The organism is Sulfitobacter sp. NFXS29 (genome assembly GCF_040148765.1).
In the GTDB taxonomy this organism is placed as follows: domain Bacteria; phylum Pseudomonadota; class Alphaproteobacteria; order Rhodobacterales; family Rhodobacteraceae; genus Sulfitobacter.
In genome coordinates this window covers 147,040-168,181 of record NZ_JAGDED010000010.1, presented here as the reverse complement: position 1 = coordinate 168,181, position 21,142 = coordinate 147,040, and the positions used below count along the sequence as shown (strand labels likewise).

At 60.6% G+C, this 21,142-nt stretch carries 17 protein-coding genes and 2 pseudogenes; 6 read left to right on the top strand and 13 right to left on the bottom strand.

The features are described 5' to 3' along the window. The 3 genes and pseudogenes from J3456_RS15820 to J3456_RS15810 form a co-directional block, all read left to right on the top strand. Positions 1-340, top strand: a pseudogene (locus tag J3456_RS15820) (hypothetical protein); the annotation flags it as partial. Then, positions 337-1,305: a TniB family NTP-binding protein gene (locus J3456_RS15815; protein WP_349581096.1), complete on the top strand. Its 969-nt coding sequence runs from the start codon at positions 337-339 to the stop codon at positions 1,303-1,305. The pseudogene J3456_RS15820 and the gene J3456_RS15815, both read left to right, overlap by 4 nt. A gap of 462 nt (positions 1,306-1,767) precedes the next feature. Next, positions 1,768-1,893, top strand: coding sequence for a hypothetical protein (locus J3456_RS15810; protein ID WP_502989514.1), 126 nt, complete (start codon positions 1,768-1,770; stop codon positions 1,891-1,893). 43 nt (positions 1,894-1,936) lie between these two features. Here J3456_RS15810 and J3456_RS19435 read toward each other — a convergent pair. From J3456_RS19435 to J3456_RS15795, 5 genes and pseudogenes are all read right to left on the bottom strand, one after another. Continuing rightward, positions 1,937-2,101, bottom strand: a pseudogene (locus J3456_RS19435) (alpha-hydroxy-acid oxidizing protein); the annotation flags it as partial. Then, positions 2,092-2,358: an alpha-hydroxy-acid oxidizing protein gene (locus J3456_RS19430; protein WP_502989516.1), complete on the bottom strand. Its 267-nt coding sequence runs from the start codon at positions 2,356-2,358 to the stop codon at positions 2,092-2,094. The pseudogene J3456_RS19435 and the gene J3456_RS19430, both read right to left, overlap by 10 nt. A 272-nt stretch (positions 2,359-2,630) precedes the next feature. Beyond that, a complete protein-coding gene (gene tcuB / locus J3456_RS15805) occupies positions 2,631-3,698 on the bottom strand; it encodes a tricarballylate utilization 4Fe-4S protein TcuB (protein WP_349581095.1) in 1,068 nt (355 codons plus the stop codon). Further along, positions 3,688-5,073 carry an FAD-dependent tricarballylate dehydrogenase TcuA gene (gene tcuA, locus J3456_RS15800; protein WP_349581093.1) on the bottom strand — a complete coding sequence of 462 codons (1,386 nt, stop codon included), beginning with the start codon at positions 5,071-5,073 and terminating at the stop codon, positions 3,688-3,690. Before tcuA ends, tcuB begins: the two co-directional genes overlap by 11 nt. Further along, positions 5,070-5,750 carry a GntR family transcriptional regulator gene (locus J3456_RS15795; protein ID WP_259944023.1) on the bottom strand — a complete coding sequence of 227 codons (681 nt, stop codon included), beginning with the start codon at positions 5,748-5,750 and terminating at the stop codon, positions 5,070-5,072. The genes tcuA and J3456_RS15795 overlap by 4 nt, the downstream gene beginning before the upstream one ends. A gap of 88 nt (positions 5,751-5,838) precedes the next feature. Between J3456_RS15795 and J3456_RS15790 the strand changes: the two genes are divergently transcribed. Further along, positions 5,839-6,885, top strand: a complete 1,047-nt coding sequence (locus J3456_RS15790) for an AbrB family transcriptional regulator (RefSeq protein WP_349581090.1) — start codon at positions 5,839-5,841, stop codon at positions 6,883-6,885. On the opposite strand, the gene J3456_RS15785 is transcribed toward J3456_RS15790, so the two are convergent. The 6 genes from J3456_RS15785 to J3456_RS15760 all read right to left on the bottom strand — a co-directional run bounded on the left by J3456_RS15785 (position 6,860) and on the right by J3456_RS15760 (position 13,109). After that, the gene (locus J3456_RS15785) at positions 6,860-7,834 is read right to left on the bottom strand and encodes a D-2-hydroxyacid dehydrogenase family protein (RefSeq protein ID WP_349581089.1); all 975 of its coding nucleotides are present in this window, start codon (positions 7,832-7,834) and stop codon (positions 6,860-6,862) included. The two genes, J3456_RS15790 and J3456_RS15785, sit on opposite strands and share 26 nt — an antisense overlap. A gap of 10 nt (positions 7,835-7,844) precedes the next feature. Continuing rightward, positions 7,845-8,000: a hypothetical protein gene (locus J3456_RS15780; protein ID WP_349581088.1), complete on the bottom strand. Its 156-nt coding sequence runs from the start codon at positions 7,998-8,000 to the stop codon at positions 7,845-7,847. A gap of 10 nt (positions 8,001-8,010) precedes the next feature. Beyond that, entirely contained in the window at positions 8,011-8,826 is an 816-nt protein-coding gene (locus tag J3456_RS15775; protein WP_349581086.1) for a universal stress protein, read from the bottom strand. A gap of 1 nt (position 8,827) precedes the next feature. Continuing rightward, positions 8,828-9,916, bottom strand: a complete 1,089-nt coding sequence (locus J3456_RS15770; RefSeq protein ID WP_349581084.1) for a 4-oxalomesaconate tautomerase — start codon at positions 9,914-9,916, stop codon at positions 8,828-8,830. A gap of 11 nt (positions 9,917-9,927) precedes the next feature. Next, on the bottom strand, positions 9,928-11,958 hold the full coding sequence (locus J3456_RS15765; RefSeq protein ID WP_349581082.1) for a tripartite tricarboxylate transporter permease: 2,031 nt from the start codon (positions 11,956-11,958) through the stop codon (positions 9,928-9,930). 74 nt (positions 11,959-12,032) lie between these two features. After that, the gene (locus tag J3456_RS15760; protein ID WP_349581080.1) at positions 12,033-13,109 is read right to left on the bottom strand and encodes a tricarboxylate transporter; all 1,077 of its coding nucleotides are present in this window, start codon (positions 13,107-13,109) and stop codon (positions 12,033-12,035) included. Between the two features lie 149 nt (positions 13,110-13,258). Between J3456_RS15760 and J3456_RS15755 the strand changes: the two genes are divergently transcribed. Together J3456_RS15755 and J3456_RS15750 are read left to right on the top strand one after the other, a co-directional pair. Beyond that, positions 13,259-13,930: a response regulator transcription factor gene (locus tag J3456_RS15755; protein ID WP_120350978.1), complete on the top strand. Its 672-nt coding sequence runs from the start codon at positions 13,259-13,261 to the stop codon at positions 13,928-13,930. Next, entirely contained in the window at positions 13,927-15,291 is a 1,365-nt protein-coding gene (locus J3456_RS15750; protein ID WP_349581078.1) for a sensor histidine kinase, read from the top strand. The genes J3456_RS15755 and J3456_RS15750 overlap by 4 nt, the downstream gene beginning before the upstream one ends. A gap of 13 nt (positions 15,292-15,304) precedes the next feature. Here J3456_RS15750 and J3456_RS15745 read toward each other — a convergent pair whose 3' ends face one another. Next, positions 15,305-16,690: a hypothetical protein gene (locus J3456_RS15745; protein WP_349581076.1), complete on the bottom strand. Its 1,386-nt coding sequence runs from the start codon at positions 16,688-16,690 to the stop codon at positions 15,305-15,307. Next, a complete protein-coding gene (locus J3456_RS15740) occupies positions 16,593-21,083 on the bottom strand; it encodes a GEVED domain-containing protein (protein ID WP_349581075.1) in 4,491 nt (1,496 codons plus the stop codon). The genes J3456_RS15745 and J3456_RS15740 overlap by 98 nt, the downstream gene beginning before the upstream one ends. Positions 21,084-21,142 lie beyond the last annotated feature (59 nt).

Genomic DNA, 21,142 nt, shown 5'->3' with positions numbered 1-21,142 from the left:
TCAAAAATCCCATGTCGATCACTCCAAATCCCCCCAACCAAAACCGTCGGGGAAGTGTGTTCACATGGGTCAATTCTCAGTGACAATTTATGGGGCTACCGGGTCAGTTCTCAGTGACAATCAACACTCCAGCCCCTCAGCTCCTTTGTCTGCCCTCGCAAAGCCCGTTGGTACTGGAGAGGGAATCTATACTCCTGGCGGCGAAGTTCCTGCTGAGCCGGTTGAAGCGAATGATGATGCCGACGTTCCGAATGTCGAAACCAATGACAGCGGCAAGTCACCTGCAACGGAGGTTCAGACATTCACCGGTACGCCAGAAGGCAAAGGATCACTGAAATGAGCGATATTAATAACGCCACTAGCAATCTGACACCTTCAGTCGAGGTATTGGCGAAGCTCAAGTCGCGATACTACGAGTTTCCGCGCCGTGAGGAGCTCAGCAAGGCCTTCGATCGTGTCCTGGATCAGTTTCTCTCAGCCCATCTCGCAGATCAGCATATTGAGGGCCGGGGCCTCATCGTCACAGGAGGAACGCGGACTGGCAAAAGCCATGACATCAAGGACCTACTTCGCAGTTTTGCCGCCTCAGATGAGCCATTGCCGGGAGGCTTCCAACGCAACTACCTGCGCGTCTCGCTTCGTTCTACAGTGAACTGGAAAGGTCTGGGAGTGGCAATTCTGGAGGCGGTTAACTACCCGTTCAAGCTGGATCACCGCAGCACGGCTACCATCTGGTCACGTGCTGATTCCCAGCTGATGCGGGAAAAATATCTGATCGTAAATATTGACGAGGCACAGCACCTGTTTTCTGACAAGAGACCTGCTGAGATCGAGGTGATCCTGAACGGCCTTAAGGATGTCATGAAGAGGCCTGGCTGGCCGATCCTTCCGATTTACTCTGGTGTGCCTGAGCTCTTGGACTATGCAAATGCCAATGAGCAACTGACCAGTTTGCTCGAACCCGTCACGTACCATGACATCGCCTATGATGCGGCCAGCCTGAAAGAGGTCGATTCAATTTTGGTGATGTTCAGTGACGTTGTTGGATTGGACCCGACCGAGATCCGCAATTCAGATATCTACAATCGGTTGATTCATGCTTCGGCTCGCCGATGGGGCAGATTAATCGAGCTTATCATCAACGCGCTTGCAAATGTTTGCGTAGACCATCCAGATAGGAAGGCGCTTCTCATCACTGACTTCGCGAAGGTTTTTCGAAGCTGGACCGGCGCGTCGAATGCGGCAAATGTCTTCCTCATCGAGAACCCGTATCGGATCGAGACTGGAATTCTCTACAAAGCATAACGCAGCTCAAAATTCTGAAAACGGAAGACCCCGAGCTGTTCCAGCTGCGGGGTTTTTCTTGATCTCATTGAAAACATGGATAATTATGAAATTGAGGCTCGCAATTATGCAATTTCAAAATTAGAACTCCATAACCTACTGAAAAAGAACATAAATATCCTTATACTTGAAGTGAATCCCGACGAAATTACGGCATCTCACAAAAGCTTCAGGTCCATTGGGTCTGAAGCTTTACCTATGTCGGGGTGCTGTACCCGCTGGTTCAGACGTTTTGCGCTTTCCGATGTCGGAGATACGAAAGCGCGTGGCGGTGTCACTGATCGTGGTCTGCAGATGCGCTGCGCGACGCCGAAAACACCTCCTGTGAACCTGACTTCCGCTTGTTCCTGGGGGCACCGGTTTGATGCGCACCCGCCCGAATAAAAACGCGATACGCGGATCTTCATCCGTGCGGATAAACCCGTGCCCTATGGTGAATTCATGCGGGTGATGAACATCCTGCGCGCAGACGGGTTTCTGAAAGTCGGGCTGGTCGGACTGGATGAAAATGTAGAAGAGGCGGCCGCGCTGACATCGGGCGGCAGTTGAAACTGCGCCTCGATTTCGCGGCCCGAACTCCTTGGACGGGCGCATCAATGGTCAGGATCAATCTGGTAAAACCCGCGTCCAGTGCCATCTGCGCAAGCGCTTGCGTGGCCTCTCTGCTCCCCATCCAGTGTAGTTGAAACCAGTCACTGCCGGGACCGCTGCTGCGCACCTTGTCGAGCGGTTCGCCGCTCTGCGCGCTCAGCACCATCTTGATCGACTAGGCCTCGGCCGCGCGGGCAGTTGCGCTCTCGCCTGCGTCATGCAGCAGTCGGTGATAGGCAGGGGCGCGATCAGAAAGGGCGCAGCGAGCTTTTGTCTCAGCAGCGACACTTCTGTCGACCCGCTCCGCAGATCGCGCAGCATTCGTGGCGTGACCTGTGCCTGCTGAAAAGCGGTTTCATTGGCAGAAAGGGTCTGCCCACCCCCGGCAACGGCCAAGAAATACGCACGGTTGCGCGGGCTCATCCCCGCGCGTGCACGGTTGTAATAGTCGTTCAAAGTGCGGGGCAATTGCTCTGAAGCGGGCGCTGTAAAACTCAATGTTCCGGCTCCATGCAACGCCCGACCCTGTAAGCCGCCAAAGCCTGTGCTTCAACGAACAGGCGCTATTTACAGGTAATTGGATGCTGGGTAAAACCCAATGCTGGCCTTCTCGGCTCAGAGGATGAACATTCCCAGCATTGGTTTTGTCATGAACCCGCGCTGTTGCGGGCCCCGCCCGCGCTGTACCATTTCGCTCAAACCCCCTCGCGCCGCTGCGCATCCCGCACCAAAGCCGCCATTCGGTAAAACCCATGGGCCATTTTGGTGAAGGGTGTCAGCAAAAAGAACGCGAGCACGGCGCCGAGGTGAATAACCAACAGGCCCGGCATCCAGCCAGAACCGCTTGCCGCATAGAGCAACAGCCCGCTCAGCCCGACAAATCCCAGCAACCCGGTAAAGGCGATCTCTCCGCCAAAGGCATTGGTCGCACCGAGCGATTTGTCCGACCGCAGCTTGAGCCAGACCATTTTGCCACAGCCCAACATCAACAGAACACCGCCCGACAGACCAAGGATTTTGGGGGCGGAGAACAGCCCGTAAGGAGCGGGCATACCAAGCAGGCAATGCATCAGCGTCGCCACGCTGGTCGAAGCAAAGCACAACAGAAAGCCGTACATGATCGCCTGATGCGCATAGCGGCGGGCATGGGTGAAACGGTCTTCGTCCTCAAAGTTGCAACCGTCGCCATGCCCGCCCTTGAGATTGCGCATGTTCGCGATTGAGACGATGGCCCCGCGCAGATGCGAGAGGCGAACCGGGGCACCGCCGACGGTTTGCCAGTAACGGCGCAGCCCGATGGCAATGCTCGCCAGCGGAAACAGAAAGGCGGGCAGAAAGATTGCCACCATCGCATTGTGAGACAGCACTGCATAGAAACCTTCGCCCCCCGCAGCGGCCAGCGCGCGGGCGGCCCAGAAGAGCAGGGCAAAGCCGAATACGGTGGCGAGCACAATGGCGAGGCCGTTTTTCTGAAAGGCTTTCCCGGCAGCACGTGGAAAGGCGAGCTCCTCCCAACTGTCCTGGCGCACATCGGCCAAGGCTTGGGGCAGGTTCAGTTCAAACTCATGCGGAGCGGTGTATTGGCAGGCGTAGTAGCAGCCCCGGCAATTGTGGCACAGGTTCGCCAGTTGCGTCAGATCCCCATCCGAAAAGGCGCGCTCGGCCTGAAGGGCAGGGAAGACCGAACAGTAGCCCTCGCAATAGCGGCAAGCGTTACAGATTTCGGCCTGACGGCGGGCCTCTTGGAGTAGATCAATTTGCATGGGCTGCGGCCTCCTTGCCTGCGATACGTCCGAAGACGGTGCCGATGGTCATGCCAAATCCGGCAAGATACCCTTGGCCCAAGATCGAGCCCGCCATGGTTTCGCCCGCCGCCCAGAGGTTGCTGACCGGGCGGTCGCCGATGGAGCATTGCGCGTTTTCGTCCACCTTCAGCCCGAGGTAGGTGAAGGTGACGCCTGTCCTGAGCGAATAGCCGTAGAACGGCGGCTCGGTGATCGGTCGCGCCCAGTTTGTCTTGGGCGGGGTCAGACCCGTGGTCGCTACGCCATCAAGTTCGGTGGGGTGGAAGGCACTTTGATCGCCGCAGGCTTCGTTGAACTCGGCCACGGTGTGCTCCAGCGCATCAGCGGGCAGGCCCATCTTTCCCGCCAGTTCCGCCAGCGTATCGGCTTTGATCGGGGGGAAGACCGAAGGCATGAACAGGTTCAACGATTTCGCGTCAATGATGACATAGCCGACCTGATCGGGCTGGGCGGCCACCAGTCGGCCCCAGATGGCGTAGCGTTTGGGCCAGACATCCTCGCCCTCGTCATAGAACCGCTGTGCGTCCTTGTTCACGACGATGGAGAAGGGCACGCAGTCAAGTCGCGTGACGATCCCGCCATCGAATTTCGGTGCCCGCCCGTCAATGGCGACGGCGTGGCACTGGGTCGGGTCGCCCACCTGTGCGATGCCTTGGTCCAGTAGGTCCGCCAATACCACGCCGCGGTTATAGGGCGTGCCCCGGATCAGGAAGTTCTTCGCCGCTGGCCCCCATGCGCGGGCGAGCCAGTCGGTATCTGCCTGAAAGCCGCCAGAGGCCACGACGACAGATTTGGGCGAGAGGCTCTTGGCGGCCCCCTCATGGGTATAATCCACCCGCGTCACCCGGTCGCCGTCCAGCTCCAGATGGGTGACGGCAGCTTCATAGAGCACATCCACGCCCAATCCTTCGGCGGTGCGGTAATAGGCGTTCACAAGGCTTTTCCCACCGCCGCGGAAGAAGGCATTGGTGCGGGCAAGTGACAGGGTGCCCGAGAGCGAAGGCTGAAACCGCACGCCATGTTCCTCCATCCATGGCAGGCATTCCTCAGAGGTGCGGATCGCGAGACGGGCGAGGTGCTCATCCGTCTTACCGCCCGTCACCTTCATCAGGTCGGCGAGGTATTCCTCTTCGGTGTAGCTTTCGACCAGCGGCCCCAGTGGCCCGTGGTGCATGCAGCGGAAGTTGCGGGTATGGCGGGAATTGCCGCCCCGGTAGGGTTTTGGCGCGGTCTCAAGGATCAGCACGCGGGCGCCCGCTTCTGCGGCGGTGATCGCGGCACAAAGGGCTGCATTGCCGCCGCCGATCACGACGATATCGCAAGCCTCGGTCACAGCAGGTCTCCGTCATAGGTCTCATCACGCGAGGGCTGCGCGCGCAGGGCGCGCACCCGGACCCGTTGGGCCGCTTCGATATGCGCGCGCATCGCCGCTTCGGCGAGGGCGGCATCACGGGCCTTGATCGCGTCGAGAACCCCAAAGTGCTCTTCCACCGCATTCTCGGCGCGGGCAGGGTCGGTCAGCGTCGTCGGCCCGAGGATCATCAGCGTCTTTTGCAGCGTATGGATCGACCGGGTCAGGAAGCGGTTCTTCGCAGCGTCCAGAAGGGCTGCGTGGAACTGACGGTTGAGCGTGAAGGCCTCAGGCACATTGCCCAAGGTGGCGAGCTGCTGGTTCATGTCCTGAAGTTCTTCGATCTCGATGTCCGATGCGGCGCGGGCGGCCAGCCGTGCAGCGGTGCCCTCTAACACGGCGCGCATCTCGTAAAGCTCCATCACCTCGGCATAGTCCAGCGTGCGGATGCTTGCGCCTTGGCGGGGGATATGGGCCACGACGCCATCGGCCTCCAACTGGCGGATCGCTTCGCGCACGGGGGTGCGGGAGACGCCCAAGCGCTCGGCCAGCTCCGTCTCACGCAGGCGGTCGCCGGGGTTGAGCCGTCCGGCGCGCAGTTCATCCATCAACTGATTGTAGGCAGAGTTGCCCTGCGGCGTGCGGTCTTCTTCGCTCATGAAACCCCCTCCGATAGGTATTGCATACAGGTGGATACAATCGTATCCAGAAAGGGTCAAGCCCGGAAGAAGAAGTGAGTCGAACCCTATGCTCCTCTCCAAACCGACCCGCCGTCGTGCGCTGACCCTTATCCTCGCCGCGGCTGGTACTGCGCTCTTTTGGTGGCTCGATCTGCCGCTGCCATTCCTTTTCGGGCCGATGGCCGCCTGCCTTATCGCGGCATTGTCGAACGTGCCGATCAAAGGCTTCGGACAGGTCTCGGTCGCGGCGCGCACGATCCTTGGGGTGGCGGTGGGGGCCTCAATCACGCCTGACCTTTTCCACCAACTGCCACAGATGGCGATGTCGGTGGCGCTGGTCCCGGTCTTTATCGCGCTAATCGGGATTATCGGCGTCCCTTTCTTTCGGCATGTTTGGGGGTTCGACGCGCCGACGGCCTATTACGCCGCCATGCCGGGCGGCTTGCAGGACATGGTGATCTTTGGCACCGAAGCGGGGGGCGATCCGCGTGCGCTGTCACTGATCCATGCCACGCGGGTGTTGATTATCGTCACCCTCGCGCCTGTCTTTTTGACCTTGGCTTACGGGGCAGGGCTGACCAATCCCATCGGCGCACCGGTGGCGGAACTGCCGGTGGGTGAGATGGCCCTGATGGCCGCCGCAGCTCTGATCGGCTGGAAGGGAGGCGAACGGATCGGCCTATTTGGCGCGTCCATCCTTGGCCCCATGATCGTGACCGCCGTTCTGTCACTCTCCGGCCTGATCCACAGCCGCCCGCCAGCCGAGGCCATCCTTGCCGCGCAGTTCTTTATCGGCTGCGGGATCGGCGTGCACTTTCTGGGCGTGACATGGGGCGAACTGACGCGGGTGGTGCTGGCGGGCATCGCCTATGTGCTGGTGCTGGCCGTCTTGGCCGCAGGTTTCACCGGGCTCGTCACTTGGGCCGGGTTGGGCGATCCGGTCGAGGCGTTCCTTGCCTTCGCGCCGGGCGGGCAGGCCGAGATGACGGTGCTGGCCATCGTCACCGGGGCCGATCTGGGCTTTGTCATCACGCACCACCTGACCCGCATCGTGCTGGTGATCGTCGGCGCACCGCTGGTGGCGGGGCTTATGGTGCGTAGACGGAAGGGTTGATCATATGGATCGGTGCACCTGCCGCAAAGGCGTTTACCTGTTCGAAGATATCGGTGAATTGCTTGTCGAATTCGTCTTCGGTGACAAAGCCGATATGCGGGGTGGCGATCAGTCTGGGGTGCGAGAGCAGAGGGTCATTGGGATCCGCTAGCGGCTCGGTATCAAAGACATCTACCGCCGCCGCGCCCAGATGCCCGGCGTTAAGCGCTTGCAGCAGCGCGCCTTCGGCAATCAGCCCGGCGCGCGAGGTGTTCACCAGTACCGCGCGGGGCGACATGGTGCTGAGGTCTTCCGCGGTGACGCTACCGCCGGTCTCAGGAGTAAGCCGGAGATGCAGGGAGACCACGTCGCAGGACCCGAAGAACGCCACGCGGCTCTTGGCAACGGTCTCACCTTCGGCTTTCGCCCGCGCGCGTCCGGCTTCAGAGCCCCACCACACAATCTCCATGCCAAAGGCGCGGGCGTAGTCCGCCACCACACGTCCGATGCGCCCATAGCCATAAAGCCCCAGCCGCCGTCCGTGCAAGCTGCGTCCGACGCCCATCTGCCAGTTGCCCGCCTTGGCGCTCGCCATCTGCTGCGGCAGTTGCCGCATGGCCGAGAGGATCAGCGCAAAGGTTAGTTCAGCTGCCGCATGGTTGGCCCCATCCGCGCCTTTGTTGGAACACAGCAGCACGCCCTGATCGGTGCAAGCCGCGACATCCACATGCGGATAGGCGCCGCGCTGCGAGATCAGGCGCAAGTTCGGCAGACGCTCCAGCAGCCCGCGCGTCACCTTCGTCCGCTCGCGAAAGAGCACCACGCAATCGGCATCCTGTAAACGGTCGGCCAAGATCGCCTCATCGGGCTGATGGTCCGTCCAGACGGTCACGTCGTGCCCTGCCAGCAGATCAAAGCAGGGCAACCCGCGCAGGGTGTCGAACCAGTCGTCGAGGATATGGACCTTCATCCCGGGCCCCCTATGCGGAAAGCGCGTTGATCGCTTTGCTGATCCGCTCATGCAGGATGAGCAGATCAGGGTCGCGGTCTTTTTGCGTGTTTAGGCTAGTAATCAACTCAGCGCGCAGTTTTTCCAGATCACGGCGGGCGATGCGGATTTTCTCGTAATTGGTCATCATTCGCTTCTCAGTGGGACAACAGAACGGGGATTTTGATCTTTTCCAGCACCTCGGCGGTCACCCCACCAAGGAAATCTTCGCGGAACTTGGAGTGCTCATAGGCACCGAGCACCAGCAGCGAGGGATCGTGCCGCTCGCAATAGGACAGCAGGGTCTGCGCCACCGGATGGGTGGTCGGGAAGTTCTCATGCACCGCTTCGACGCCGTGGCGGTCAAGATGGGTCATCAGATCGGCGATCGGCCAAGAGGTGCGTTTGCCGACCGTCAGAACACTGACCCGGCCATCGGCCTCAAGCAGGCGCAGGCTGTCCGACAAGGCCCGCGCGGCGGCGCGCCCCCCGTCCCAGGCCAGCGCCGCGTGGCTGTGCTGCGCGCCCGCGTCATAGCCTGCCGGAACCACGATCACCGGACGCCCAGATTGTAGCGCGATCCGGTCTGGGTGGTGGGTCACATGGGCATCATCGCTTTCGGCCCGCGCGCCGACGATCAGCATATCATAGTACCGCGCGCCTTCGGAAAGCAGCGTGTCGACGCGGCCCGTCTCCTCGCGGAAATCCAGCGCTTCGCCCAGACCAAGTGCCGGGCGTAGCTCTTCGAACCGGCGGGTGACTTCGGCCAGGATCTCGCTGTTGGCAGCCTCCAACAGGGCGCGGGCCTCTTCGGGGATCCAGCGCGAGCGGAGGTCGATCACCTCATGGGCGGTATGGGCAAGGATCGCCGTGACATGCGCGCCGCGCTGTTTGGCTAGGGAAGCGGCATAGCGCAGCGCGGCGACGGAGGCGTCGGAGCCGTTGAAGGCGACAAGAAGGTTCATCACGGGCATGTCAGTGGCCCTCCCAAATGCGCGAGGGGACAAAGACACAGCCATCCGCCAGCTTGCGCGCCGTCCGTAGCAGCCCGGCAGAGTTCAGCGCGAAGCCGTCGGACGTGTCGTAATCCACCAGCACGGCAATCGTGCCAGAGGCATGTTCGAGCACCACATCGGCGGGGCTTTGGGTGGGGCGTTCCAACAGGCCATCGGCCACACTGCCAGGCGTGAGCGCGCAGGACGCAAGGCATTGCGCCCCGGTCACCGCCATGGAGGGGTGCGTGTTCCACGGCATGAAATAGCGCGTCGCGATGGTGCCGCCGTCTCGGGCAGGGGCCAGCAGGCCGAACTTTGGCGTGACGGATTTTGCCACATCCCCCATGCCCATTGCGGCTCCGGCCTGAAGGCGGATCGCTTCCATACGCGCAAAGAAATCTTTGTTTGCATCGAGTTCAGCGACGCTCTCGTAACCGGTCAGACCGAAGTCTGTCGCACGGGCAATGACCATCGGCATGGCCACATCCATGCAGGTGACTTCGATCCCGTCAAAGGTATCGCGGATGTTGCCCGTGGGCAAAAACGCCCCGGTCGAAGAGCCGACGACGCCCATGAAGTTCAGTGCGACAGCGGCGCCGGCCCCGGGCACGCCCGCGATCTCGGTGTCGCCATCATAGGTGAGCACGCCGCCGGGGGTTAGGACTTTGGACAGCACCTTGGCCCCGGTGTTGACCGCGTGGATTTTGACATCTGTCACATCGCCGGTGGGGTGGACGAGGCCCAATTCCACCGCCGCTGGCCCGACGCCCGACAGGATGTTTCCGCAGGTCGGTTTGAAATCGACCAGCCGATCCTCGACCGAGACTTGGGCAAAGAAATAGTCCACATCGGCCCAACCGTCGTCAGAAGGCGAAAGCATCGCAACCTTGGTGGTCACCGCCGCCCCGCCGCCGATGCCGTCGATGTTCAGCGGATGTCCGGAGCCGACCACGGCGAGCAGCACTTCGGCCAGCGTTTCGCGGTCTTCGGGCAGGTCCGCGCGGTTGAAGTATGGCCCCCGCGAGGTGCCGCCGCGCATGAAGAGATAGGGGATAGCTGTCTGTGTCATCTTTAAACTCCTCAGTTCAGCGGCCAGGGCAGATCGACTGCGCCTTGCAGCAGACCCGGCGGGAAATCACGGTTGAGTGCCCCGGCCATGACGCACATCAGCGCGATGCCGCAGGCCGTCAGGATCAGGGTTTTCGGCCAATGCGCCTGTGCGCGAACCCGCAGGAAGCTGATCAAAAAGCCCAAGAGCGCGAGGATAAAGCCGACGAAGTATGTGGCGACGATCAGCCCCACGAACCACGCGAGCGTGCTCCAGAGGCCATAGGGCGCATCAGCATCCTCGCCCGAGACTTCCTTGTCGGCGAAGATCGCATCGCTTTCGGGACGCAGGATCATCTGCACCAGCAAGATCAGCAGCGCGGCCAAGGCGATGCCCCCCACGACCAGCGGCACGATCTTGTCGGTCATGTTGTAGTCGGGGATCAGCGAGGCATTGATCAGCGCGGCCACGACATAGCCCATGATGATCAGCAAAAAGACCAAGGGCGCGCGTTTGGAGCCGGACTGAACATCGCCCTCGGCCATGATCGACTTGGCCTGACGCAGACCCAGCACGACAGAGACCACGGTGATGATCAGCAGCACGATGACGATGGGGGAGAAGACATACTCCATGCCTTCCTCAAACGACTTGCGGAACCGGAATGATGCGATTTGGAACGCTTGGTTCGAGAATTTCTCGACCGGGTTGGACAGGACGAAGCCGATCAGAAAAGCCGGGCGCGACCAGTCAAAGCGGCGCAGGAAGATGCCGATCAGGCCGATCACGAAAAGCGCGAGGATGTCTTCGAAGTTCTGCCCCGACTGGAACGCCGCGAAAGAGATCAACATGAAGAGAAACGGCGCAAGGTAGGTGAAACGGATCGTGGTCAGCTTGGCGATGCCGCCCGAGGCCGCGATGCACAGCAGCGTGCCGACGACGTTGGCCAACGCCAGCAACCAGACGATCGAATAGGTGATGTCGAGGTTGTCGCGCAGCATCGAGGGGCCGACTTCGATCTCGCCGGAGCCCAGCAGGGCGATGGCACCGATGAAAATCGCCATCGAGCCGGAACCGGGAATACCGAAGAGCAGGGTAGGGACCAAGCCGCCGCCCTCTTTCGCGTTGTTCGAGCTTTCCGGCCCGATCACGCCACGCACTTCGCCTTTGCCGAAATTCGATTTGTCTTTCGTCGTTTGAACTGCGTGGCCATAGGCGATCCAGTCAACGACCGAGCCGCCAAGGCCGGGGATGATGCCAACGACCACGCCGATCAACGAGCAGCGCACCGACAGCCATTTGTTGGCAACCCAGTCGCGCACGCCGTCACCCCAGCCCGCGCCGAGTTTGGCTTCTTTGGAAATCGCCCGGTCTTGGCGTAGAAGCGAAACGATTTCTGGTACGGCAAAGATGCCAAGGCCGACGATCACCAGTTTCAAGCCGTCCGTCAGGTAGGGGATGTCATAGGTCGCCATGCGCAGGGAGCCGCCCGCGTCGGCTTCACCGATGGTGCCGATCAGCAGGCCGAGGCCCGCGGCGGCGAGACCTTTCAGCGCCACGCGTCCCGCCAGCACCGCCACCATCGACAGACCTAGGATTGAGATCATCAGCATTTCGGGCAGGCCGAAGGACAAGACGATGGGCCGCGCGATGACAATGAACATCGTCAAGAAAGCCGCGCCAACCAGACCGCCGAAAAGCGATGACGTGAAAGCCGCCGAAAGCGCCCGCGCGGCTTGGCCTTTCTTGGCCATCGGAAAGCCGTCGAGCACCGTGGCTTGGCTGGCCGAAGACCCTGGAATGCCCATCAGAACCGATGCGAAAGTGTCAGAGGTAGGCACCACCGCGACCATGCCGATCATCAGCGCCAGACCCAGCACAGGGTCCATGCCGAACATGAAAGGCAAAAGCAGCGACAGCCCCGCGATCCCGCCGAGGCCGGGAAAGACCCCGACAGCGAGGCCCATGACCACGCCCAGCACCAGATATCCCAGAACCATAGGTTGCAGAATGAGAGCCCATGCCTGGCCAAGCGCAGGCAGAGCGGTTGCGAACAGATCCATCGCACCGACCTCGAAATGTTAGAAAAAAGGGGGGGGGTGGCCCCGGAATTGACCCGGGGCCGAGAGGGTTCCGCTTACTTCAGCGAAACGCCATAGGCTTCTTGCAGCCAGTTGGTGACGAAGGCTTTCGCCTCTGCAGAGACGGTCGTGCCGCGCTCAGTCGCCTTTGCCGCGCCTTCGCCTACGAAGACGGGGTACTTACCGACACGCTTTTCAGCGATCTGGGCAAAGTCTTCGCGGTTGCGCACCGCGTCAAAGGCCGCCGTGTAGGTCGCGATCACATCGTCGGGTGTGCCTGCGGGGAGGAAGGCGATCTTTTGCACCGGGAAACCTGCGATAAAGAAGGCTTTCCATGCGTCCCATGCTTCACCTTCGGTGGCGCAGCCTTCGGTCGCTTCGCAAACTTCCTTGAAAGTCGCGATGTCGGGAAAGGTGGGGTCGCGAACGATGTTGCCGTCCTCGTCCAGCGCGCCCCATGTCATCATCGGCACGGCCTGACCTTTTTCGACGAGGTCGGCAGAGGCGCCGAGGTAGCTCGAGGAGGTCTGATAGTCGATCGTGGCCTCGCCGCGCTCAAACATCAAACGGCCATCGCCACGGCCCTTGATGCCGAAAACAGGCTCGACATTCATGCCCAGCATTTCCCATGCCAGCAGCGGCACGAGGTCAAGGCGCGTGGCACCCTGCGAGCCGTAAATGAAGTTGACGTCTTTGAGGTTATTGGCGGTGCCGTCGAATTTCTCACCGTCTGTGGGGTTCAGATAAGCGACCCCGCCGGTGCCCGACGCCATGACCGGGTTCCAGTCGCTGTACTCATACCGCACGCGCGGGTCGTCCAGCAGATAGGGGAATTGGGTCGAGCCGGAGGTGCCGAAAAGGACCGTGCCCTCGTCATGCTCTTGCTCTTGGAACCAGTTGGCGCCTTTGGTTGAACCTGCACCCGGCATGAACTTCACGACCACCGTGGGGTTGCCGGGCAGTTCTTCGGACAGAAGCGGCGCAAAGAAGTTGGCCCATTTGGCCGAGCCGCCGGTTTCCGAGAAGGGGATGACCCACTCGATGGTTTTGCCTGCAAAATCGACCTCGGCCAGCGCCGGGGCGGCGAGGCAGGCGGCGGATGCAGCGGTGGCGGCGAAATACTTGATAGTCATAGGTGTCCTCCCGTAGACATTCTGTACCGGTCAGACTTTCACGTCTGCCGTCGTTCGGATTTGTTTAGGGAACGAATCCCTCCTCCAACACGGGCACTCTGCCTTTCCAACCTTGCGCGAAACTTGCGCATTAGGATTAAGTTTTAATCATGCGCATTACAGTCATCGAAGACAATGAGGCCCTTGCCCAAGGAATTGCCCATCGCTTGCGGGATCGCGGCCATGCGGTGGATCTGCTGCACGACGGGGAAGAGGCCGATGCCTTTCTGCGCCACGAGGGGGCAGATCTAATCGTTCTGGATTGCAACTTGCCCGGCTGTGATGGGCTGGAGGTTCTGAGCCGCCTGCGCCGCCGCGGCGATGGAACGCCGGTGATCCTGCTGACCGCGCGGGCAGAGACGTCAGAGCGGGTTGCCGGGCTGGATGCCGGGGCCGATGATTATCTGACCAAACCCTTCGAGATGGACGAGTTGGAGGCGCGGCTGCGGGCCATGGCGCGGCGCAAGAACCTAGAGTTCGCCGCCCGGGACGCGATTGGCCCCTTGGTCTTTGACCGTACCAACCGCCAGTTGTTAAAGGACGAACAGCCACTGGCCTTCCCCCGCAAAGAACTGGCGACCTTGGAGTGTTTGCTGGAACGGCGCGGGCGGATCGTCTCGAAATCCCAACTGATCACCCATGTCTATGGCACCGGGGCCGCGCAGGAAGACAGCGCAATCGAGCCGCATGTGTCGCGTCTTCGCAAACGGTTGGAGCCCTTCGGCATCCGCATCAAAGCGGCGCGCGGGCTGGGCTATATGCTGGAGGTCGATAGCGCATGACCGCGATGTCGCTGCGCTCTAGGCTGTTCATGCTGATCCTGCCGCCGCTGCTGTTGCTTTCGATCGTTCTGGGATTTTGGCGCTTTGAAGTGGCGCAGCGCACCTCTGAAACCCTGTTCGACCGGAGCCTTCTGGCCGCAGCTTTGGCGATCTCCCGCGATGTGGCGATTTCGGGCGGGGACGCACTTTCGCCCAGCACGCGGGATTTCGTCTCGGACGCCGGGGGCGGTGAGCTTTTTTACCATGTCATGGGTCCGGGTGGCATCTACATCACCGGCTATGCCTATCCACCCGTCTCTGGCGGTCGGGCGGGCGAGGATCGGCTGAACTACACGATGGCTGAATATCGGGGCGAGCCTGTGCGCGTTTTGCGGATGCGCGAGAGTACGACCATCGGCAACCTGACCGGCGATACGATTGTCACGGTCTGGCAAAGGGACAGTGATCGCAATGCCTTCGCCGCCGCCTTGGCGCGCCGCGCGGCGGCCTTGATCGCCAGTCTGATGGCGGCCCTTGCTTTGGTGGTCTGGTTCGGGGTGAAGATCGGCCTGCGCCCCTTGAACGATTTGCAAGATGCGATCCAACACAGATCCCCCGATGACCTGCGCGATATTCGCCGCCCGGTGCCGGCTGAGGCCTTTGGTATTGTCGCCACGTTGAACCGGCTGTTCGGGCAGGTGCGCCAGAGCATTGAGGACCATCAGGTTTTTATCTCCAACGCCGCGCATCAACTGCGCAACCCCGCCTCCGCACTGTTGTCATTGGCCGAGGTTTTGCCTGATGTCAGCGACCCGCAAGAGCGTCGATTGAGAGAACGCGAATTGATTGCTGCGGCCCGCAAATCAGCGCGGCTGGCCAATCAGTTGCTGTCTCTTGAACGGTTGCGCTACGACGAGGCCCCTGCATTCGATACGCTCGAGCTCAACGCTGTCGCTGCCGAAGTGTGCAGTGACTTTGCCCCCACCGTCCTGTCGCGGGACATTGGCTTTGGCTTTGAACCATGCACCACGCCGCTCCACGTTGCGGGTGACACTGTGCTGCTCGCCGAAGCGATCACCAATTTGCTTGAAAACGCGCTGACCCATGGCGGCGCCAGCCTCACCGCGATCCGCGTCAGCACCATGGTGGAGGGGCAATTTGCGGTTTTGGCTGTAGAGGATGACGGCCTCGGCATTCCCGAAGGCAGTGCCGAGGCCGCGTTCGAGAGGTTTGGCCAACTAAGCGAAGGGCAAGGCAGTGGTCTTGGTCTTGCGATTGTTAAAGATGTCCTGCGGCGTCACGGCGGCCAAGCCGAACTGGTGCCGCAAGACAAGGGTTTGATCGTAAAGATCAAGATCCCACTGTCTGCGCCGCCCGCCTGACCAGCGGTTCCGATCAAGGGGTCACGCGGACCTTAAAAATCACGCTCCCTTCGGCGCCTGCGGCATGGGTTCCGCTGCAATCCCACCGCAGGGGGCCTTCATATCCCGGAAGGTTGTCGCTTGGGTTTGCGAGATCGCAGACCAGCGAGGGGCTCACGGTTTGCGGTGTGGCTACGGCCTCCGCCAATTGCGTATAGGGCGGCGTTCGGTCGTAAATGACGATGGCGGATGCAATGCGCTGGCTCGGGTTCACCACTGTGATTCGGTAGACCAGTACATCCCCGGGCGAGGCTTGATTTGAATAGCCTTCGCCTGTGCCTTGCGTTTCGTTTCGGACAGTTTTCACCAAAACGAGCTGACTGCCCCCGACTTCGACCGTCACGCGATCCGTATCGGTCGTAATGTGTGAGGCAGTTGTTCCGGAAAAGTCCGTAACGGCCTGCACCTCGTAGGTTAAAGCGCTGCCCGGAGGCAGGCCACCACCCGCCGAGACCCTCGAAATCAGGCAGAGTTCATCGCCCGCTTGCACGGAAATTGGCACGGTCAACGGGGTATCGGGCGCGCCATCGCAATCGTTGTCGATAAAAAGTGCAACCGAGAATGCACCGACCGCAGGCTCGGAAATGTTCTCTACCGTAAAAGTGGTGATGGCAGATGAACTGGCCCGATAGAGATGCGGCAGAAGGGCGATTTGGCCCGCGCCAACGTGCGCGTCACGATCCTCACTCAAAGTGGGGAGTGAAATAATGCCTAAGATAAGACCGCTGTAATCGGTCTCGGGAGAAGGGGTGAAGCTGAACGAGCCATCGTGTGGGTCGCTGTTCACCAATCCCGGCAGTGAGCCCGGTCGCTCGGAAATAGCTCTCCACCCTTCAGCGGGCACCGTTGAGACGGTCAGGCTGCCGGTGTAGTTCGGCGCGAGCCGATAGGCCCATCGTCCATCGGCGCCGACCTGCGGGCTTGCCAAAAGCGCACCGGCATCGTCCAGCAGCTGAATGGTTCCTGCATTCGTTCCCACCTCGTCGCCCGTCGCCGAGCCATCATGCGCGACACCGCCACGGCCATCATCCCGGATCAGCTGGCCCGAAATTTCACCGCCCGTGGTTGCAAGAGCGATCGTGACGCTGGCTTCGTCGTCATCGGCAATTCCGTCTTGCAAGTCATCTTGGGCCAAACCGACGGCTGGATCACTGTCGAGGTCGGGGAGGGAACTGCTCACGATCTCGACAACGTTTGTATAGTTGCCACCCGCCGTGACACGGACTCGTATGGTGAGGGTTTCTGTCGCACCCGGCAGGATTTCATCGACGAACCAAAGCCCCGTACTTGGGTCGAAATAATCGCCGGTCGGAAGGAGCCGTGTTGCTGATATAGGCGAAACCTGCGGGGATGTTTTCAATCACCTTGACCCCCGAAGGCGAGCCGGGGCCGTCGTTCGTCACGCTGATCACCCAGTCGATGATGTCGCCTTCGACAGCGGTTGTGACGGGAGAGGTGGTGCCCGCCTGGAAAGCCTCTTTGGTGATCGAGAGGTCAGAAAACTGCGGGTCGAAACCAAAGTCATAGGCCACTGTGAAGGCACCGGAATCGGCCTTTACACCGACGAGGGGGTTCGACGTCCCGATCTGCGCCCCGGGGGGGAGGTCGGCATCATTGACATCCACCTCTACCCGGTAGGTGGTGCCCGCAGGCAAACCGACAAAGGCATAAGTTCCGTCAGGCTCAGTATCGACTGTCTGGAGAAAACTGTCATCGTCCAGATCATTTGGCGTTGCGTTATCGGAGTACAGATCCACCCGGATCCCGCCCGCCAAGTTCTCTTCCGCGCCGTCTTTTATGTCGGAACCGTCTTGATCGATATAGATATTGCCGCCCAGTCCGGACAGTACGAAAGGTGTCCCGCCGCGGCACGAGGTGCCATCGCTGAAACCGCCCTCATCCGTTCCCGTGGCCAGCCTTAACCGATTGCCGGTCGACGTATCGATTAGGTAAATAGAGTTCGATACCTCCTCGTAGGCGTACATCTGGCCGTTCTCGTCAAAGAAAACCGCAGACCAGATGCCCGTGTAAACACTAGGCCCAAATTCCACTACCGTGGTGAAACCGGCGAGACCATTGTTCGCGAAGACGCGAAACAGGCTGCCGGTGTTTTCGTTGATGCCGTAGATGAAACCGTCCAATGGATTTACGGCGAAATCGGACACCGTGACAGCTTGAGAGAGGGTCAATTGCCCGGCATCGATCGGATTGTTGGGGGCGGCCAAATCCAATAACTGCCAGGTGACATCGTCTACTTCGTAGACCAATATACCGTTGGGCAAGATATCGCCCGCATCTTCGGCCCGTTCGGCGCTGTTTGGGAATGAAGGCATTTCTGTAAAGTTTCCGGTGCCGTCCACGCGCCACAGTTCATCTTTGCCGGGGCGAACGCCATAGATATAGCCATCAAGTTCGTTGTACCCCCAGCCGGCTTCTAACCGGCGCGGCGCTGTCCCGATGGGTTGCGATGACATGGAATAACCCGACCCCGTGTCGGTAAAGCGCAGCTTGCGCAACTGCGTTGGATCGTCAGATAGCAAGTATAGACCACTGTCGCAGGAAACCGGAGGAACATCGCCGGACACGGTCAGCCTGTAGTCCTCGACCTCTCCGTCAAGTGCGACGGGGACGACGCCTTCGGTGGTTGACCACCTGAACCGCGCGAATGTCGGCGTGAGTACGGAACTTCCCGGCACGTTCACATCAAATCGGATCTCGCCATTCAGCGTGCCATCTTTATCCGAAGCGCTGCCATCCTGAAGGTCAGAGGCGATCTGCTCTGTGGCGTCAAAGAGCCCGTTGCCGTTAAAGTCGATCCACGCCTGAAGATAGGCCACGCCGCCTGTCAGACTGCCGACCCCGCCGGTCACCTCGTTTACGAAAACGGTTATCTCTGTCGTGCCGCCAGCAAAGAGCTGCGGGAGCGTGACCCCGTCTTCATCGTCATTGCCGTCAAGATCGTCGCCCAAGGCATCGGCACTTGCTTGAGAGGCGGCCTCGGGGTCAGGAGAAATCGCCCCTAAGTAGGTCCCTGCAATGCCCGTTTCTGCAATGATGTGCAAAGGGTCACCGTAGCTTGCCGGAGCATCACCGCGATCGACCAGAGGGGCTGCGGCGATGTTGATCGGGTAGTCTTCGACCTCCCCATCCAAGGAGACATCTGCCACGCCGACAACCGGGGTCGTAGACCACCGAAAGCGGGCAAAGGTCTGGTCCAATACCGCGTCACCCGGGACAATCACGTCAAATTGGATCAGACCATCGCCCGCGACCTGATCCCCGCCGGTGCCATCGTCTTGCAAATCGCGCGCGATTTCTTCGGCGGTTGCAAGGGCCATGACATCGTTGCCGTCGTAGTCGATCCAAGCGGTCAAAAAACCACCGTCGCCTTGGACACGTGCTTCTATTGTCGCGATAAATCCTTGGATGAGCGGAGGAATAGACACGCCATCGTCATCGTCCGACCCCGCATCATCGGCGTTCCCTGGCCCTGCATCGCTTGTCAAAGCATCGCCCAGATAGACCGTTGGCTCTTGCCCCATCGTATGCAGTGCATCCCCATAAATCGACGGGGCGTCAGTGAAGTCGGCACAGGCTTGAATGTCCGTCAGTTGCAGAGATCCGGCGAAATTTGCGTTGTTGTTTTTCCGGGTGCCATGATCGATCACGATCCGATCAACCGGGGCGCCAAATCCGACTTCCACGGCGAAATTCTCGGGTAGGGCCGCTGTCGAGAATGTGCTGTCGCGCTCTGCCAAGACAGAACCATCCGCATTGGCCCGGCGAAACATGGAGGCCGAAAGTGGGCCGTCCGCGATGGCAGGTTGCACGCGCACGCCGTTGCGTTCGCCGTAGATCACTACGGATTCGTCAAATTCCAAGCTCGTGACGTAGAAAAGGACGGAGTCCATGGGTGTGTCAAAATCGATATTCAACGTGGCATATTGCTGTGTGAACACGGGATTGCCGCCATACCCGGCGGAGTAGAGTTCATTTGCGTTTCCGATCGCGGCTGCGCGGCCAAATCTAGCGTCAGCGTTTGCGGTTGCAGTGAGTGAACCGCCGACGCCGTAGCGGGTGAAAGTGGACGTCGCGCCGAGGGCTGCGGGGCTGTCTGATGTCCAATCGACGATCGAGAACCGCGTTCCAGAACAGCTTGGAAGGGTATCGGCTGGCACGGCGGTTACGTTAACGCTGACGCTGTCGGACCCCGCACCGCCTTCATCGCTGGAATTTGCGGCATCGGCGGTGATGCTGCCTCCCGCCGCGGTAGAGACATAGGCATCAAACTCGATGGCGCCGCTTCCAAGACCGTTCAAACTGGGCATCGGAAGGAGCGGGAAAGTGCCGTTTGTCGGGTTGGAGGCAGGGCGGATGTCTTCGCCCGAGATGACTTGAAAGTTCGTCGTACCCGAAATTTCCGGCGGCAGGGTCACCGAGGTTTGCACATTGGTCATAGGGCTGAGCGACGTATTCACATAGCTCACGCGGTAGGTCAGCGTGGCGCCCTGCGGAACGTCGCCCCCCGAATACGGGGTGCCGTTCACCGCCGTGATGGAGATCGATACGAAAAGGTCTTCAGGCCCCGCAGGTGAGACGGCTGAGGTTCCGGCGACCCAATAGCGCCATGGGTTGTCGTTCCCGGCAGAGGCGCCTTCGGCGGAGTCTCCGCCGTGACCTTCGGCATTGAAATATCCAATGTTGGCCGGGTCGCTGACCTTTACCTCCATGACGGCGTAATAAGTCTCTCCCTGCGCGATCCCGCCGAAGGCGTAGCGCACTGCGTTTGTGCCGCTCGGCAAAACGGACGCGGCGCTGCTATTGAGGTTAAAACCCGCGGTCGTTTCGGTGCAGGCCTCGTAAGAATTAACACCCGGGTCCAGCGATTCGGGAAAGACGGAACCGGCGCCAGTGGCAGGCCCGTCTGGCCCCGCAAGCAGCGGATCATCCGCTTCGCAGGAACCGGGATAGCTGATCCGGTTCCAAGGACCGGTGGTGCCGTAGCGGTCCCAATCGGATCCTGAATCCGGGCCAGCCACGGGGCTGCCCGCACGGAAGGGCGTCGCCCCCCGGCCTCCTGTGATCGTGGTCTCTTCTTGTGTTGAGAAACCGTTTGGGTCGATTGTCCCCCCAGAACCGAAGGCATTGATCTGAACCGCATCCCATTTGTTATGAACGCGGGCGGTGCCTGTGCCGCCAACGCTGCCCCAAGGGCTGCCATTCGTGGGATTGACGAGGTACCCATTCTCTAAGGTGGCGATGTCCGAGCCGTTCGCGAACAATGCAGTATCCGGACGGGTCGAGTAAAAAATACCAGTATCGCCATAGATATAGGCCAGCCCGGCGTTACAGTTGGCGATGGAAAAACCCGCTGCTTGGCACTGCGCCGTGTCAGAGGGAGCCCAGCCGTTTGGAGAGATATCAAACGTCTGCTGCCCTTTCGGACCCCAACCCTTAGACACGCCAGACCCTGTCGAGGCGCGGGCCGGGCGGGCGTCGACGGCCGCGCCCGTGGCGTCAGTCATATAGGCGGATGCGACTTCGGTCCCGGCGGGCACATACAACGTGGCATAGCCGCCCGGACCATCAAGCGTGCCTTCGGCTATGACGGGAAAAACGGCAATGATGGCAATGTTGTCACCGGCTGAAATCGGCGGCAGCCCCGCCGCGACCCGGTCCACGATCTGTTGACGGCTGGCATCGGTCAATGAAACGCCGCCGCCGCCCAGCCAAGCGCCGTGCGAAAGCACCATGGTTGAAAAACAAAGCCAAAAGAATGCCCCTAGAACGGCCTTCGCGCTCGCGCAGAAAA